Source organism: Acinetobacter sp. Q85-2, from assembly GCF_013420555.1.
Lineage (GTDB): Bacteria > Pseudomonadota > Gammaproteobacteria > Pseudomonadales > Moraxellaceae > Acinetobacter > Acinetobacter indicus.
Genome location: NZ_VOXW01000029.1, coordinates 1 through 14,953 on the forward strand (window position 1 = coordinate 1; position 14,953 = coordinate 14,953).

At 47.4% G+C, this 14,953-nt stretch carries 13 protein-coding genes and 4 tRNA genes; 5 read left to right on the forward strand and 12 right to left on the reverse strand.

The window, feature by feature from the left end:
- The first annotated feature begins 501 nt into the window (after window positions 1–501).
- The 3 genes from FTT68_RS12800 to FTT68_RS12810 all read left to right on the forward strand — a co-directional run bounded on the left by FTT68_RS12800 (window position 502) and on the right by FTT68_RS12810 (window position 2,671).
- Window positions 502–963 carry a YfiR family protein gene (locus tag FTT68_RS12800; protein WP_228151049.1) on the forward strand — a complete coding sequence of 154 codons (462 nt, stop codon included), beginning with the start codon at window positions 502–504 and terminating at the stop codon, window positions 961–963.
- A gap of 132 nt (window positions 964–1,095) precedes the next feature.
- Window positions 1,096–2,184: a sensor domain-containing diguanylate cyclase gene (locus FTT68_RS12805; protein WP_253586867.1), complete on the forward strand. Its 1,089-nt coding sequence runs from the start codon at window positions 1,096–1,098 to the stop codon at window positions 2,182–2,184.
- Between the two features lie 7 nt (window positions 2,185–2,191).
- Window positions 2,192–2,671, forward strand: coding sequence for an OmpA family protein (locus FTT68_RS12810; RefSeq protein ID WP_180057689.1), 480 nt, complete (start codon window positions 2,192–2,194; stop codon window positions 2,669–2,671).
- Between the two features lie 133 nt (window positions 2,672–2,804).
- On the opposite strand, the gene FTT68_RS12815 is transcribed toward FTT68_RS12810, so the two are convergent.
- The 8 genes from FTT68_RS12815 to secA form a co-directional block, all read right to left on the reverse strand.
- A tRNA-Pro gene (locus FTT68_RS12815) sits at window positions 2,805–2,881 on the reverse strand.
- Between the two features lie 18 nt (window positions 2,882–2,899).
- A tRNA-His gene (locus FTT68_RS12820) sits at window positions 2,900–2,975 on the reverse strand.
- Between the two features lie 34 nt (window positions 2,976–3,009).
- Window positions 3,010–3,086, reverse strand: a tRNA-Arg gene (locus FTT68_RS12825).
- 41 nt (window positions 3,087–3,127) lie between these two features.
- A tRNA-Pro gene (locus tag FTT68_RS12830) sits at window positions 3,128–3,204 on the reverse strand.
- Between the two features lie 154 nt (window positions 3,205–3,358).
- Window positions 3,359–4,426, reverse strand: coding sequence for a quinolinate synthase NadA (gene nadA / locus FTT68_RS12835; RefSeq protein WP_016658665.1), 1,068 nt, complete (start codon window positions 4,424–4,426; stop codon window positions 3,359–3,361).
- 144 nt (window positions 4,427–4,570) lie between these two features.
- The gene (gene argJ / locus FTT68_RS12840; RefSeq protein ID WP_016658664.1) at window positions 4,571–5,791 is read right to left on the reverse strand and encodes a bifunctional glutamate N-acetyltransferase/amino-acid acetyltransferase ArgJ; all 1,221 of its coding nucleotides are present in this window, start codon (window positions 5,789–5,791) and stop codon (window positions 4,571–4,573) included.
- A 160-nt stretch (window positions 5,792–5,951) separates the two neighbouring features.
- Window positions 5,952–6,305: a hypothetical protein gene (locus FTT68_RS12845; RefSeq protein WP_152342516.1), complete on the reverse strand. Its 354-nt coding sequence runs from the start codon at window positions 6,303–6,305 to the stop codon at window positions 5,952–5,954.
- A gap of 156 nt (window positions 6,306–6,461) precedes the next feature.
- Window positions 6,462–9,179, reverse strand: a complete 2,718-nt coding sequence (gene secA, locus FTT68_RS12850) for a preprotein translocase subunit SecA (protein WP_180057699.1) — start codon at window positions 9,177–9,179, stop codon at window positions 6,462–6,464.
- A gap of 339 nt (window positions 9,180–9,518) precedes the next feature.
- Between secA and FTT68_RS12855 the strand changes: the two genes are divergently transcribed.
- A complete protein-coding gene (locus FTT68_RS12855; protein WP_005179960.1) occupies window positions 9,519–10,160 on the forward strand; it encodes a peroxiredoxin in 642 nt (213 codons plus the stop codon).
- A 120-nt stretch (window positions 10,161–10,280) separates the two neighbouring features.
- Entirely contained in the window at window positions 10,281–10,898 is a 618-nt protein-coding gene (locus FTT68_RS12860; RefSeq protein WP_180057701.1) for a dual specificity protein phosphatase family protein, read from the forward strand.
- Here the strand turns inward: FTT68_RS12860 and FTT68_RS12865 are convergent.
- The 4 genes from FTT68_RS12865 to trpA are packed head-to-tail and all read right to left on the reverse strand — an operon-like array spanning window position 10,895 to window position 14,893.
- A complete protein-coding gene (locus FTT68_RS12865) occupies window positions 10,895–11,920 on the reverse strand; it encodes an SPOR domain-containing protein (RefSeq protein ID WP_160241011.1) in 1,026 nt (341 codons plus the stop codon). The genes FTT68_RS12860 and FTT68_RS12865 overlap by 4 nt on opposite strands.
- A complete protein-coding gene (gene folC / locus FTT68_RS12870; RefSeq protein ID WP_160242840.1) occupies window positions 11,917–13,200 on the reverse strand; it encodes a bifunctional tetrahydrofolate synthase/dihydrofolate synthase in 1,284 nt (427 codons plus the stop codon). Before folC ends, FTT68_RS12865 begins: the two co-directional genes overlap by 4 nt.
- Entirely contained in the window at window positions 13,197–14,093 is an 897-nt protein-coding gene (gene accD, locus FTT68_RS12875; protein ID WP_005179967.1) for an acetyl-CoA carboxylase, carboxyltransferase subunit beta, read from the reverse strand. Before accD ends, folC begins: the two co-directional genes overlap by 4 nt.
- The gene (trpA, locus tag FTT68_RS12880; RefSeq protein ID WP_005179970.1) at window positions 14,090–14,893 is read right to left on the reverse strand and encodes a tryptophan synthase subunit alpha; all 804 of its coding nucleotides are present in this window, start codon (window positions 14,891–14,893) and stop codon (window positions 14,090–14,092) included. Before trpA ends, accD begins: the two co-directional genes overlap by 4 nt.
- Window positions 14,894–14,953: the final 60 nt, after the last annotated feature.

Sequence of the window (14,953 nt, forward strand, 5' to 3'; positions counted from 1 at the left end):
ATTTAAACCAATCAATTAATGAAAATATATTCGATTAATCAACCAGTAAAAATCCACACAAGTTGTTCTTCATAATCTCTTAATGATCTTCTCGATGCTTCGTCAGCATCAAGCTAGGTCGGCTATACTACTCTCTATTTCTAGAAAGTCAACATGCAATGTTGATTTTATTTTCAAACTCATCTACTCAAAACAAACTTAATTAATCTTAAATCAATCAACCAAGCTATTGTTTTTCAACAAGTTTTTATCAACATCACCGCCGATGGATGTGCATTATAGAGCAAATAAAACCTGACGCAACCCCTATTTTTAATTATTTTGGGAAATATATTTTAACTGTATTTTTTATGATCAATTTCAGGTTTTTCAGTTTATTTTTTATCCTTTTCTTTCATTTTTATTTTAGTTAGACTGCGGCCATAATTTTATTTTTAATTTTTTATAAAAATGCCTTCTCTCCCCTTACACAAAACACTGTGTTTTTTGCTGTGTTTATGTTTGCACCCTGCCCATGCCAATAGCCCAACCACTGGTGCACCGCAAATGGTGTATGCCATTTTAAGTTATGCCAAATGGGAGCAAAACACGCCGAATATTTGTATTGTGAATAATCCAGCGCTAGCACAACAATTTAAAAGCCAGCGTAGCACACAGCATGTTTATAAAATCAGCCCACTACAATTAGACGATTTAAAACAGACCAGTTGTCAGGCCATTGTCTTTTCCAACCTAAGCCCACGTGAAGAACAGAATATTCTGAACAGTACAGTGCGTTATCCCGCCTTAAGCATTAGCACCACCAATTCAGCCTGTGAGCTGGGCAGCGTCTTTTGCCTTTACCAGAAGAAAAATCAGCAGTATTCATTTAGGGTGAATATGCAAAGTCTGACGCAATCGCAGGTACATATTGACCCCCGGGTATTATTACTGGGTAAAAACGGGGGCCTAAAGCATGAATAAGCCCAAAGCAGTATCGCTACGACCTATTTTCCGTTCGTACCAGCTGGTGATTTTTATTCTGACCTTTGGTTTATGCCTAGGTATTTTTTGTGTGGTGTCTAATTACACCCTGGAAGTTATGCCAAACAGAGTTTGAGTATTTTATCCGGTTCTCTGGCAGAGCGGATTCAGCCCGCTGTGGTCTTTCATGACACCTATACAATTCAGAAGATTCTGACTGAATATGCCGAGCAATATCCGATTCATTCGATTCAAGTCATCGCAACCAATGGTGAGGTCCTGCCGACCATTCATCATCATCAAAATGCGTTACCGTTTATTCAGTATTTACTGGACTGGCTGTATTTTCGTGAGCCGGTGACAGTCGAGATTCAGCATCAGCAGCAAAATTTTGGACAACTGGTGGTCTATGGCAATGCCTCTACCCATGTCAGTTTTTTCTATACCATTCTACTGGCGCTGACCATTAGCTTTATTTTACTGCTGGCCTTACTGTTCTGGTCGGCAAATGCGGTTTACCGACATTTGATGAAAGCGGTCAATCCACTGGTACAGACCACCCAGACCATCAGCACCAATAAAAATTATCAGCTACGCCTGCCCTCGTCTGAAATTTCCGAATTTCAGGAAATTAATCGCGTGGTAAATGAACTGCTGGACAAAATTGAAGCCTCAACCCGGGCCCTGCAACATGAAAATCATCAATTGTCGCATCAGGCCCGTCATGATGGACTGACCCAACTTCCTAATCGTGAATATTTCCATCAAATGCTGGCACAGAGTTTTGCCCAAGGTACGCAAGACAGCATTGCCCTGCTGTTTATTGATAACGATAACTTTAAAGAAATTAATGATCGCCACGGCCATGCCGCCGGTGATGCCGTGCTGCTGGAAATGGCCAAACGCTTGCGCCAAGCGTTAAACCAGCATGATTTTGTGTCCCGCCTCGGTGGTGATGAGTTCGCAATTATTGTAAAAAATATTGAAGATCATCATGATTTAATTAGAATAAGTGAAAATTTACTCCACTGCTGTCGCCAGCCTTTAATTTTTAATCATCATCCTATTTATTTCAGTTTTAGTATTGGCATCGCACTCGCGCAGTCAGCATCATCTCCTGAAATGCTGATCAATAATGCAGATATGGCCATGTATAAGGCCAAGCAGCTCGCACAACACTGGTACATTTTTGCAGAGCACGGGCGCATGGCCAAAGGTTAGTTTATTCATGTTAAAACATATTTTTAAAACTGCTTGTCTGCTGCTTGCACTGACTACCCTCAGTGCCTGCATGAGCCTGGGGCAGCTCAATTACAAACAGGCCCGCATGCTCAAGCAGGAAGGTTTTAGCCTGACCAGCGAGGGCTGGAGCTTAGGCCTACCAGAAAAACTGCTGTTCGGTTTTGATCAGGCCGAGATCCAGGCACACGACCAGCAAGCTTTACAGCAACTCTCAAGCAAGTTGCTGAAATATAAACTGGATAAAGTCAAAATTATTGAACATAGCGACAATGTCGGTGACCTGGCCTATAACCTTAAGCTGTCCGGAGAACGTGCCGAAAATGTCGCACAAATTTTTATGCAACAAGGTTTTCGACCAGTGAATTTACAGGTAACTCCTCGCGGTGCAGAACAGCCGCTGGTACCAAACACCTCTCCTGAAAACCGGGTGATGAACCGTCGTGTAAATGTGGTGATTGTGCCTTAAGTATTTTGCTACTTTGTAGAATCAGCCTCTTGCAGAGGCTTTTTTTATGGGGAGATTTGATCCGCAGACTTAAATTTCAGGCATAAAAAAACCGCTTAACGCGGCATCTTTTATCTTTCAACTTTAGGGAAAGTGGTCGGAGCAGTAGGATTCGAACCTACGACCCCCTGGTCCCAAACCAGGTGCACTACCAGGCTGTGCTATGCTCCGATTTTCAACTTTAAAAGTTGGGGTGAATGACGGGATTCGAACCCGCGACAACTGGAATCACAATCCAGGGCTCTACCAACTGAGCTACATCCACCATCAATTAGTTCTACAATACCAAGCCACCAAAATGGCGCGCCTGACAGGATTCGAACCTGTGACCATCCGCTTAGAAGGCGGATGCTCTATCCAACTGAGCTACAAGCGCTTAACCGATGATACCAAAAACACATCGTTGCCTTGAGAAATTGGTCGGAGCAGTAGGATTCGAACCTACGACCCCCTGGTCCCAAACCAGGTGCACTACCAGGCTGTGCTATGCTCCGTTTCATCTCAGCTTTTCGTGTATCGCACATCGTGCGGTACGGTGTGCATTCTAGGCGCGACGCCCGTGGACGTCAACACCTATCTTTAAAAAAATATGAAAAATCTCTTCAACCGCTTATTTATCAAGCATTTTAGACATTTTTCAATCAATTTTTAGCGTTTTAGCTGCGCACTGAAGTTTAACATGCGATCGAGCGGTAATTTGGCGCGTTCTGCCAGCGTAGGATCAACAAAAATTTCCTGATCACCCTGCTGTAAAACCTGCAAAATCCCATCTAGTTCGTTCATAGCCATCCACGGGCAATGCGCGCATGAGCGACAGGTCGCGCCTTCACCAGCGGTCGGCGCTTCTACCAGAATCTTGTTCGGTACCGCCTGCTGCATTTTGTAGAAAATCCCGCGGTCGGTCGCCACAATTAAACGCTCATGTGGCAAAGTCTGGGCAGCCTTGATCAATTGCGAGGTACTGCCGACTGCATCAGCAATATCCACCACCGATTCTGGTGATTCTGGATGCACCAGCACCGCTGCATCCGGATAAAGCGCTTTCATTTGTGCAATCCCGCGGGCACGGAATTCTTCATGCACGATACAGGCACCATCCCAGAGTAGCATGTCTGCGCCCGTTTTTTTCTGGATATAACGACCCAAATGCTGATCCGGTGCCCAGATAATTTTTTCACCCAGGCTATCGAGATGCTCGACAATTTCAACCGCACAGCTTGAGGTTACCACCCAGTCGGCACGGGCTTTCACAGCAGCCGAGGTGTTGGCATACACCACTACGGTATGATCAGGATGGGCATCGCAGAATTGGGTAAATTCATCTACCGGGCAGCCCAGGTCGAGTGAACAGGTCGCTTCCAGCGTCGGCATCAGCACTGTTTTCTCAGGTGACAGGATTTTGGCGGTTTCGCCCATAAATTTCACCCCGGCCACCACCAGGGTTGACGCTGCATGATCACGACCAAAACGTGCCATTTCCAGTGAATCCGATACACAACCACCCGTCAGCTCTGCCAGCTCTTGCACTTCAGGATCGCAATAATAGTGTGCCACCAGTACTGCATCACGTTTTTTTAGTTCGGCCTGAATTAAGGCAAATTTGGCCTGCTTGGCTTCTTCAGTTAAATGATTTTCTTTCGGTTCACCCAAACGGTCTAAATGCGCCTGCACAATCGACTTTGCTTCATTGGCAATTAAATTGGTCGCATCATTCATAACAGCGTCTTCTCTATCGAAATGCTTGTTTGCACAAGCAGTTACATCAGCAATTGGTCAGTATCAGCGCTTGACCAATCATTAAAAATACAGCGTTGTAAAAAAGCCTCACAACGGAGGCTTTTTCAGAAACACATCAGGGACTTAAGAACGGTAGTCTGCATTAATCTTGACATAGTCATAAGATAAATCGCAGGTATAGACGGTATCTTGAGCCTGGCCACGACCTAAATCTACACGAATGGTCATTTCCTGCTGCGCCATGACACGTGCGCCGGCTTCTTCGGTGTAGTCCGCTGCGGCGCCGCCATCTTTACAGATTTGTACATCATCTAACCAAACCTGAATTTTTTCAACGTCTAAATTTGGCACGCCCGCATAACCAATGGCCGCCAGAATACGGCCCCAGTTTGGATCAGAGGCAAAAATAGCGGTTTTTACTAGCGGTGAATGAGCAATACTGTAAGCAATATCGCAACATTCCTGGGTATTTTGTCCGCCTTCGACTGCAACGGTAATAAATTTGGTTGCGCCTTCACCATCACGCACAATCAGCTGCGCCAGACGTGTCATCACCCGGGTTAAAACCTCTAATACTACGGCATAACGCGGATCTTCGGTCGAGCTGATTTCTGTACCACCGGCTTGGCCAGTTGCAATGAAAATGCAGGAATCGTTGGTTGAGGTATCTCCATCGACAGTGATGCGGTTAAACGAGACATTAACCGTACTACTCAACAGTTGCTGTACCAGTTCACGGCTGATTGGAGCATCAGTGGCCACATAACCAAGCATGGTCGCCATATTCGGGCGAATCATGCCGGCACCTTTAGAAATACCGGTCATGGTATAAGTGATGCCATCCAGTTCAAACTGCTCAGATGCACCTTTCGGTGTGGTATCTGTGGTCATAATACCGCGGGCAGCGTCGTCCCAGGCATCAGCACGCAAGCTGTCTAGGGCCGGTTGTAAACCCGCAGTTAAACGCTCAATTGGTAACTGCTCGCCAATCACACCGGTAGAAAATGGCAATACTTCGGCGGTCTGTACACCTGCCAGTTCAGCCAGCTTGGCACAGGTTGCTGCTGCATTTTGCATACCGGTTTTACCGGTTCCGGCATTGGCATTGCCGGTGTTAATCACTAAATAACGTGGATTACCCGCCTGCAGATGCGCTTTACAGATATGCACAGGCGCTGCACAAAAGGCGTTTTGGGTAAACACACCGGCGACATTGGCACCTTCGGCCAGTTCAAAAATAACAAGGTCACGTCGGTTCTTATAACGAACATAGGCTTCTGCTGTCCCAATTCTCACCCCTTTGACCACATGCATCTGTGGCATAGAAACGTCACCTACTGCCATTTTTAAAACGTCCAACCAGTTAATAATTCAGTGTGCACAGCTTAGAACAAAATCAGGAAAAAATCGAGCAGAACCCGTCATCCACAAAATTGTGACCGGACTCAACTGCCGTACAATAAAAAACCAGCCCTGAGGCTGGTTAGTGTTGTGTGCTTGACCCTTAGTTTTTGGCCAGTTGCGCAGCTTCGTTTAATAAAGCCTGTTTGGCTTTTTGCTGGCTTTCTGCAGACAATGCCGGGTTAGAAGCAACAATGCGATCGGCATTGGCGGCATTGGCCGGTGCAATGGCTGCAGTCTGGAGCACAATCGGACGTTTATTCGGGTTGGCAAAGGTATAACGGATACCGGTACGTGGGCTTGCAACCGTCACCTGGTCATTATTGACCACTGCTTGGGTGGTGCTTACACCGACTGCGGCCTGTACTTTTGCCGGCGTGGTGGTTTGGGTATTGGCAAAAGCCAAAGCAGGTGCTGCTAAAGCAACAATCAGTAAAGGTTGTAATACTTTTTTCATTGTGTTTTCCACTTTTCGGTGTGCAATGTGCAACTAAATACCATTTAATTTCCTGCACTGCAATCTGTATTCACATCTTGCAAAACTATTCAAACACTTAGCGGAATAAAAAAAGCAGAATCGAAATTCTGCTTTTTGCGAGATGTTTTAAATGGCTTAGATTTTGCCGTGGCACTGCTTGTATTTCAAACCTGAACCACATGGACATGGCGAGTTACGGCTTGCCGGTGGCGTAAACACCGTTTCGGTTGGGGTTGTCTGCTGCGCATCAGCTTCGAAAGTTTCACCGGTCAGACTGTCCACATCGGCATGAGACAGATTCAGCTGCATCGCCTCGGCTTGTGCCTGTTTCTGTGCTTCAAGTTCAGCCAGTTCTTCAGCTGTTGGTACGTGTACGCGAGACAAGTCAGTCACGACATCAGACTTGATCACAGCGAGCATGTTCACAAACAGGTTAAAGGCTTCTTTCTTGTATTCTTGCTCCGGATTCTTTTGCGCATAACCACGTAAATGAATGCCTTGACGCAAGTAATCCATTGCCGCCAGATGGTCTTTCCAGTGACGATCCAGCGAGTTGAGCATAAAGTGACGCTCCAGCATCGCTGCAGATTCATCACCCATTTGCTGACGGCGGCTGTTATAACGAGCCACCAGCTCATCAGAAATACGTTCGACCAGACCTTCTTCATCCAGACGGCGATCTTCTTCTAACCATTGGTTAATTGGCAGATCTAAAGCCAGATCTTCACGTAACGCCTGCTCCAGACCGTCAATATCCCACTGATCATGAATCGACTCTGGTGGTACATAGTTGGCAATCACGCCCTGAATCACTTCACGGTGCATTTCTTCGATGTAATCTTGCAATGAGTTTGCGGCAAGAATTTCATCACGCTGTGAGTAAATAATCTTACGCTGTTCATTGTTGACGTCATCGTATTTCAACAGGTTCTTACGGATATCAAAGTTACGTGCTTCAACTTTGCGCTGGGCATTTTCAATCGAACGCGACACCATTTTGTGTTCAATGGCTTCATCTTCTTTCAGGCCCATGGCACGCATCATGGCCACCACACGATCACCGGCGAAAATACGCATCAGGTCATCTTCAAGTGACAGATAGAAACGCGACACACCCGGGTCACCCTGACGACCGGCACGACCACGCAGCTGGTTATCAATACGGCGTGATTCATGGCGTTCAGAACCAATAATATGCAAACCGCCTGAGGCCAGTACCGCTTCGTGGTTCTGGTCCCATTCTTCTTTCAGACGTTGTTCATCTTCAGGTGTCGGGTTTTCAATTTTGGCCAGCAGAGCTTTCCAGTTACCACCGAGCAGAATATCGGTACCACGACCCGCCATGTTGGTGGCAATGGTCACCGCACGTGGTGCACCGGCTTGGGCAATAATATCGGCTTCACGTTCATGCTGTTTGGCGTTCAGAACTTCATGATGAATACCGGCCTCTTTCAGTTTGTCCGAGAGGATTTCTGAGGCTTCAATGGTGGCAGTACCAATCAGGATCGGCGCGACACCCGATTCCTGCACGCGCAGGATTTCCTGAATAATCGCATTGTATTTGCCTTCACGATTTAAATAGATTAAATCGTTATGGTCCTGACGGATCATTGGACGGTGGGTTGGAATAATCACCACATCCAGACCATAAATTTCTTTCATTTCTGCCGCTTCAGTATCGGCAGTACCGGTCATCCCGGACAGTTTTTTGTACAGACGGAAGTAGTTCTGGAAGGTGGTGGTGGCCAGAGTCTGGTTTTCCGGCTGGATTTCCAGACCTTCTTTGGCTTCAACCGCCTGATGCAGACCTTCAGACCAGCGACGACCCGGCATGGTACGGCCGGTGTTTTCATCGACAATAATCACTTCACCATCATGGATGATGTAATGCACATTGCGCTGATACAGGAAATGGGCACGAATCGCCGCAGACACGTGATGTACCAGATTCAGGTTGGAAGCAGAATACAGGCTTTCCCCTTCTGCCAGCAGCCCCATCTGAATCAGCTCATTTTCTACGGTTTCATAACCGACTTCGGTCATTTCAACCGAACGCTGTTTTTCATCAATCCAGAAGTGACCGCCATCTGGCACTTTCTCTTCTTTTTGCGGATGCAGTTTAGGCGGAATGGTATTAATCGCCGCATACAGCTGTGATGAGTCTTCGCTCTGACCCGAGATAATCAGCGGGGTACGTGCTTCATCAATCAGGATCGAGTCGACTTCATCGATAATGGCATAGGTCAGGCCACGCTGCTTTTTCTCTGCCAGCGAGAACACCATGTTGTCACGCAAATAGTCGAAACCAAATTCGTTGTTGGTCCCGTAAGTAATATCGGCACGATAGGCTTGCGCTTTTTCGGTCGGGTCCTGCATCGAATAAATAATCCCGATGCTTAAACCCAGAAATTCAAAGAGTGGACGGTTGAGCTCGGCATCACGCTGTGCCAGGTAGTCGTTCACGGTAATCACGTGTACGCCTTCACCACTTAAGGCATTCAGGTAACAGGCCAAAGTCCCCATTAAGGTTTTACCTTCACCGGTACGCATTTCTGCAATTTTACCTTCGTGCAGGGTAATACCACCAATCAGCTGTACATCATAATGGCGCATGCCCATGACCCGTTTCCCGGCTTCACGGCAGACTGCAAACGCTTCTGGCAATAACGTATCTAGACTTTCGCCCTTGTTATATCGTTGTTTGAATTCTTCGGTTTTTGCAGATAAGTCTGCATCGCTTAAGGCTGATATCGTCGGCTCGAGCGCATTAATCTTGTCTACGATTTTACGCATGCGTTTGAGTTCGCGCTCATTTTTGGTACCGAAGATTCCTCCGATCAGACTTGCCAACATGAATAGACTCTCTAAATCTTGCTTGTCAAAAGAATAATTTGTTCTCAGTCGTTATTATGGTGCTAGAAATTTGAAGTACAAGAGTTTTGCACACAACCCATCAAAAAATTCTGATGATTTCTATCCGTACAGCGAAGCTAAGGCAAAATAATGTAGCAAATTTTAATCGGATGATATAGTCAAAGCATGACAATATGACTGCATGTTTTTTCAGCATTTCATGCAACTACTTATTCCATATATTCATAAAGAATTACAAAAAAAGTATTTTCAATGCTAAAAGAATTGCGCCATAGTCAATTCCATCCCCCAATACAACAACGATATGAGGCAGTTAAAATGAGTTTACGATTAGGCGATACCGCACCCGACTTTACTCAGGAATCAAGCGAAGGCACCCTGAACTTTTATGAATTTCTGGGCGACAGCTGGGGCATCCTGTTTTCACATCCTGCCGACTACACCCCGGTCTGCACCACCGAACTGGGCTATACCGCAAAACTCAAACAGGAATTTGAAAAACGTGGCGTCAAGGCCATTGCCCTGTCGGTCGATGATGTCGAGTCACACAAAGGCTGGATTAATGACATTAACGAAACCCAGAACACCAGCGTGAATTTTCCGATTATTGCCGATCAGGACCGTAAAGTATCGACGCTATATGATTTTATCCATCCCAATGCCAGCGAAACCCTGACGGTACGCTCCCTGGTAATTATCGACCCGAATAAAAAAGTGCGTTTAATTATTACCTATCCGGCCTCTACCGGGCGTAATTTCCATGAAATTTTACGCGTGGTCGATTCCCTGCAACTGACCGACAACTATAAAGTGGCCACCCCGGCCAACTGGCAAGAGGGTGAAGATGTGGTGATTGTGCCTTCACTGCAAGATGAAGCCGAATTAAAACAGCGTTTCCCGAAAGGCTATACTGCAGTAAAACCGTACCTGCGTTTAACCCCGCAGCCGAATCGTGACTAAATAATCAAGGTCCGTTCATCTTCCTGTATGCCTGTCTTCGGACGGGCATTTTTCATGGTACAAGGTCAGCACCTCAGCCGTGCTACACTGGAATGACCCAGCACAACCAATTAAAACACTATGCCCAAAAATCTGCTTGCCCTGGTCCTGACCTGTATTTGTTGCACGGGCTGCATGACCACACCGGCCTTGCCTGAACAGCAGCGCCCGAGTGCCTGGGCTCAACCGCTGGATGCACAGCACAATTTTTATCAGGTCAGCCCGATGCTATATCGCAGCGAACAGCCCGATCAGCAGCTGGCAGCATTGTTACAACAGCATGATATTGATGTGGTCATCAACTTGCGTCCCAAAGCGGCAGAGGCGGAACCGTTGCAGCAGCATGGATTGCAATCGGTGCATCTACCCATTCATACCTGGGCCATTGACCGGGAAGATTTATTGCAGGTTATGCAGCAGATTCAAAGCGCCCAAGCCCAACAGCAAAAAGTGCTGATTCATTGTTATCATGGTGCAGACCGGACCGGGGCCAGTGTGGCCATGTACCGGATTATATTTGAACACTGGCCGGTGGAACAGGCGCTGGCAGAAATGAAATATGGCGGCTTTGGTTTCCATCCGATCTGGGTCAATATTGATGCCTTATTTCGCCCCGAAAATATAAAATGGATTCGACAGCAACTGTCGAATCCATCGAATGAGAACTCACGGCAAGATACCGATAGACTGGACGACTAGTTCCGCTTGTCTAATGGTACCCAGTCAATCACCCAGGCTGATTTCATGTTCAGGCTGGCATCTGCTGCAATTTTCTTGCGTGCTGCATCGGCACTTTCACGGTCTTTGGATGGCCCGACCATAATCCGGATCCCTTTAGAGGTCGGACTCTTGGTGACTTTATAGCCTTTGGCTTTTAAGCGCGCGGCCAGTGCATCGGCATTGGCCTCATTGGCGGCCAGTGCCACCTGCACCATCCACTGTTTACCATCATCTTCGCCTTCCAGCAGTTTACGTGCTTTCTCGGCTTCAGCTTTCTTTTTGGCTTCTTCTTCGGCTTTACGTTTGGCTTCTGCCTGACGTTTTTCCTCAGCTTTGCGCTTCTCTTCTGCAGCTTTCTGTTCAGCAGCCTTACGTTCCTGCTCGGCCTTGCGTTTGGCTTCTGCCTGACGCTTTTCTTCAGCTAAGCGTTTTTCTTCCGCAGCTTTTTGTTCTGCTGCTTTTTTCTCGGCAGCAGTACGCTCTTGGGCCGCTTTCTGCTCGGCAGCTTTTTTGGCTTCAGCTGTTTTTTGCTGTTCCAGCTTTTTCTGGGCAGCCAGTTTTTCTTCAGCCAGACGTTTTTGTTTGGCCTGCTCATCTTCGACCAGTTCTGGCGGAATATTGTCGGAACTTTGCTGCTGGCCATTACGTAGTGCATTTAAGGCCGCATATTCTTCTGCAGCCTTACGGGCGGCTTCAGCTTCTGCCTGCTGCTGCATGGCCAGGAATTCAGCTGCACGCGCTTCCTGTTCAGCCACGGCTTTTTCACGGGCACGGCGCTGCTCTTCCAGCAGACGTTTTTCAGTTTCTACATCTACCGTTAAAGGTTGTAGCTGAATCATTTCGGCTTCAGGCACAGTATTTTGCTGTAACTGTTCGACCCGTTCTGGCGTTTTGACATTATTTTGATGTATTTCTTCTTGGCCTTTCAGGAGTAATGCTGCCAATAACACACCACCACCCAATAAAACAACGCCGCCCATCCAGCGCTGTTTGTTATTCATTGACATTCTTCCAAATACTCCCATACCGCTTCTAAGGTATGAAATGATCCACATACCAAAATCAGCTGATTATTGTTTGTTTCATCCAGCGCTGATTTAAAAGCTAATTGAACACTATCAAAGTGCTGTACTGTTTCGCCCTCGAGAGCCGCATCCAGTTGTGTGATGTCTGCCGCACGAGGAACATTTAATTGTGCAATTTTCCACATTAAAACATGTTCTTTCAATAAGGCAACGACAGAATTCACATCTTTATCGGCCAGCATGGAAAACACACTGATCACTTCGGTGTACTGTTTATTGTAATTTAAATAATTTCGCAATTGCTTTAACAAAAACTCTACACCGTGCGGATTGTGCCCGGCGTCAAAGATTACGGTCTTGCCGGCAATCTGGCGAATTTCAAAACGGCCCGGGAGCTGGGCCTGTTGGATGCCTTCGGCAATCGCCTGCTGCTGGATGTTCAGACCGCTAAGTAACACGGCGGCAACTGCGGTCGATATATTTTCCAGCGCCAGCGTGCCAAGCGGTAATTTCAAGGTGCTGCCACTGCTGGCAAATAACCAGGACTGGCCATCTGCAGCGGTGCGATAAAAATAATCACGATTGGCGACATACAGCGGGGCCTGACACTGTGCTGCCTTATCCTGAATGGCTTGCGGTAATTCCTGCACGCCGCCAAAGATCACCGGAATATTCGGGCGGATGATGCCGGCTTTTTCAAAGGCAATTTTCTCAATGGTATCACCCAGCCAGTCGGTATGATCCAGCCCGATATTGGTAATTACGGCCACATCGGGATGTACCACATTGACCACATCCAGACGGCCGCCGAGGCCAACTTCCAGCACCCATACATCACAAGCCTGCTGCTTAAAAATGACAAAAGCCGCCAGCGTGGTGGCTTCAAAAAACGATAAACTTAAATTACAGTCACGACGCGCCTGATCAACCTGTACAAAGGCCTCAATCAGTTGCTGGTCATCGACCTCGACGCCGCCCAGTTTGACCCGTTCATTAAAACGGTAAATATGCGGTGACTGATACAACCCCACCTGATAACCCTGAGCATTTAAAATCGCGGCCAAAGTGGTGGTGGTGGAACCTTTGCCATTGGTGCCCGCGACGGTAAACACTTTTGCGTCCGGGTGAGTGACGCCCAGCTTTTCAGCCACAGGAATCACCCGTTCCAGACCTAAATCAATCCCTGTAACGTGAACATGGCTCCAATAATTGAGCCATGTTTCTAAAGAGTCGGTTGCAAGTGGTGCTGTATTCAAGACAAATTCATCAGTTTCGTGACAATGCGATATACAGTATCACGTAATGCATGACGATGAACAATCTGATCGACCACACCATGATCAAGCAGGTATTCCGCGCGCTGGAACGGTTCATCCAGTTTTTCACGTACGGTTTGCTCAATTACACGCTTACCGGCAAAGCCAATCATGGCTTTTGGTTCTGCCAGATGAACATCACCCAACATCGCCAACGATGCCGTTACGCCACCATATACCGGATGAGTTAAGACCACGATATACGGCAAGCCCGCTTCTTTTAAACGCTGGATGGCTGCTGAAGTACGCGCCATCTGCATTAAAGACAGCATGCCTTCCTGCATACGCGCACCGCCCGATGCTGCAAAGCAAATTAACGGCTGACGTTGCTGAATGGCACGTTCCGCTGCCAGCACAAAACGGTCACCGACCACCGTGCCCATAGAACCGCCCATAAAGTCAAATTCAAAGGCACAGGTGGTTACCGGCACGCCTTTTAATAAACCTTGCATGACCAGTAAAGCTTCAGTTTCACCGGTTTTCTTTTGCGCTTCGGCCATACGGTCCGGATACGGCTTGCTGTCCACAAATTTCAGTGGATCTTTGGCAGAGAATTCCTGACCCAATTCGGCATCGACCTGATCGAGGAACCAGGTTAAACGGTCACGCGCTTTCATGCGTAAATGCTCGTCACATTGCGGGCAGACATAGGCATTGAAAGACATGGCTGTACGAGTCACCAGTGCATGACATTCCGGACATTCGATGGTTGGTTCGGTGAATGTCGCCTTTAAAGCTTGCTGCTCATCCGGTACATGAATTCCCGGTACGCCGCGTTCTGTCCACGGCGTAGTTGGGCTTAAGATTTTCCCTGGCTTGACTTCTTGACTCATACTAACTCATCGAGCGCGGCTCGAAGCTCCTTGACTTTATTAACCGTTTCAACCACGGCTTGTTCTGGTTCGAGGTTGGCAAACTGTTTTACGAAAGCACTGCCGACGATGACTGCATCTGCCACGGCACCCATGACTTTGGCAGATGCCGCATCACTGATACCGAAACCGACACCAACCGGTACATCGGTGACTGCCTTGATTTTCTCAATCCGCTGCGCCGCTTCAGAGACATCTAAAGTGGCTGCACCGGTCACGCCTTTGAGCGACACGTAGTAAATAAAGCCGCTGGCCTGTTTCACTACATGCTGGATACGCTCATCGGTAGAGGTTGGTGCCAGCAGGAAAATCTGGTCCATATCGTACTGCTGTAAGATCTGGTCTAAATCGGCAGCTTCTTCTGGCGGCAGATCCACCAGCAAGACACCATCTACCCCACATTCATGCGCATAGGCGACAAACTTCTGGTAGCCAATGACCTCAACCGGGTTTAAATAACCCATGAGCACCACTGGTGTTTCCGTGTCTTTTTGGCGGAATTCCTTGACCATATTCAGTGCATCGAGGGTATTGGTTCCCCCTGCCAATGCACGTTCTGCAGCCAAGGCAATGACTGGACCATCGGCCATCGGGTCAGAGAATGGCAGTCCAAGCTCAATCACATCTACACCCGCCTCAACCATTTGATGTAACAGTGGTACCGTTACCTGTGGCTGTGGGTCACCTGCCATGACATAAGATACGAGGGCCTTACGTTGTTGAGATTTCAACTGTGCAAATCGGGTGGCTAAACGTGACATAGGGCTGTGCTTTCCTTGAATAATTCAAAACTGATAAGTTGCTATTGTCGAAATACAGGA

What these genes read in the sequence shown, in the direction of transcription:
- FTT68_RS12810 (WP_180057689.1), top strand. Translation starts at nt 2,192, where the DNA reads ATGTTAAAACATATTTTTAAAACTGCTTGTCTGCTGCTTGCACTGACT.
- accD (WP_005179967.1), bottom strand. Translation starts at nt 14,093, where the DNA reads ATGAGTCAAGAAGTCAAGCCAGGGAAAATCTTAAGCCCAACTACGCCG.
- argJ (WP_016658664.1), bottom strand. Translation starts at nt 5,791, where the DNA reads ATGGCAGTAGGTGACGTTTCTATGCCACAGATGCATGTGGTCAAAGGG.
- FTT68_RS12860 (WP_180057701.1), top strand. Translation starts at nt 10,281, where the DNA reads ATGCCCAAAAATCTGCTTGCCCTGGTCCTGACCTGTATTTGTTGCACG.
- FTT68_RS12865 (WP_160241011.1), bottom strand. Translation starts at nt 11,920, where the DNA reads ATGAATAACAAACAGCGCTGGATGGGCGGCGTTGTTTTATTGGGTGGT.
- FTT68_RS12855 (WP_005179960.1), top strand. Translation starts at nt 9,519, where the DNA reads ATGAGTTTACGATTAGGCGATACCGCACCCGACTTTACTCAGGAATCA.
- trpA (WP_005179970.1), bottom strand. Translation starts at nt 14,893, where the DNA reads ATGTCACGTTTAGCCACCCGATTTGCACAGTTGAAATCTCAACAACGT.
- FTT68_RS12845 (WP_152342516.1), bottom strand. Translation starts at nt 6,305, where the DNA reads ATGAAAAAAGTATTACAACCTTTACTGATTGTTGCTTTAGCAGCACCT.
- secA (WP_180057699.1), bottom strand. Translation starts at nt 9,179, where the DNA reads ATGTTGGCAAGTCTGATCGGAGGAATCTTCGGTACCAAAAATGAGCGC.
- nadA (WP_016658665.1), bottom strand. Translation starts at nt 4,426, where the DNA reads ATGAATGATGCGACCAATTTAATTGCCAATGAAGCAAAGTCGATTGTG.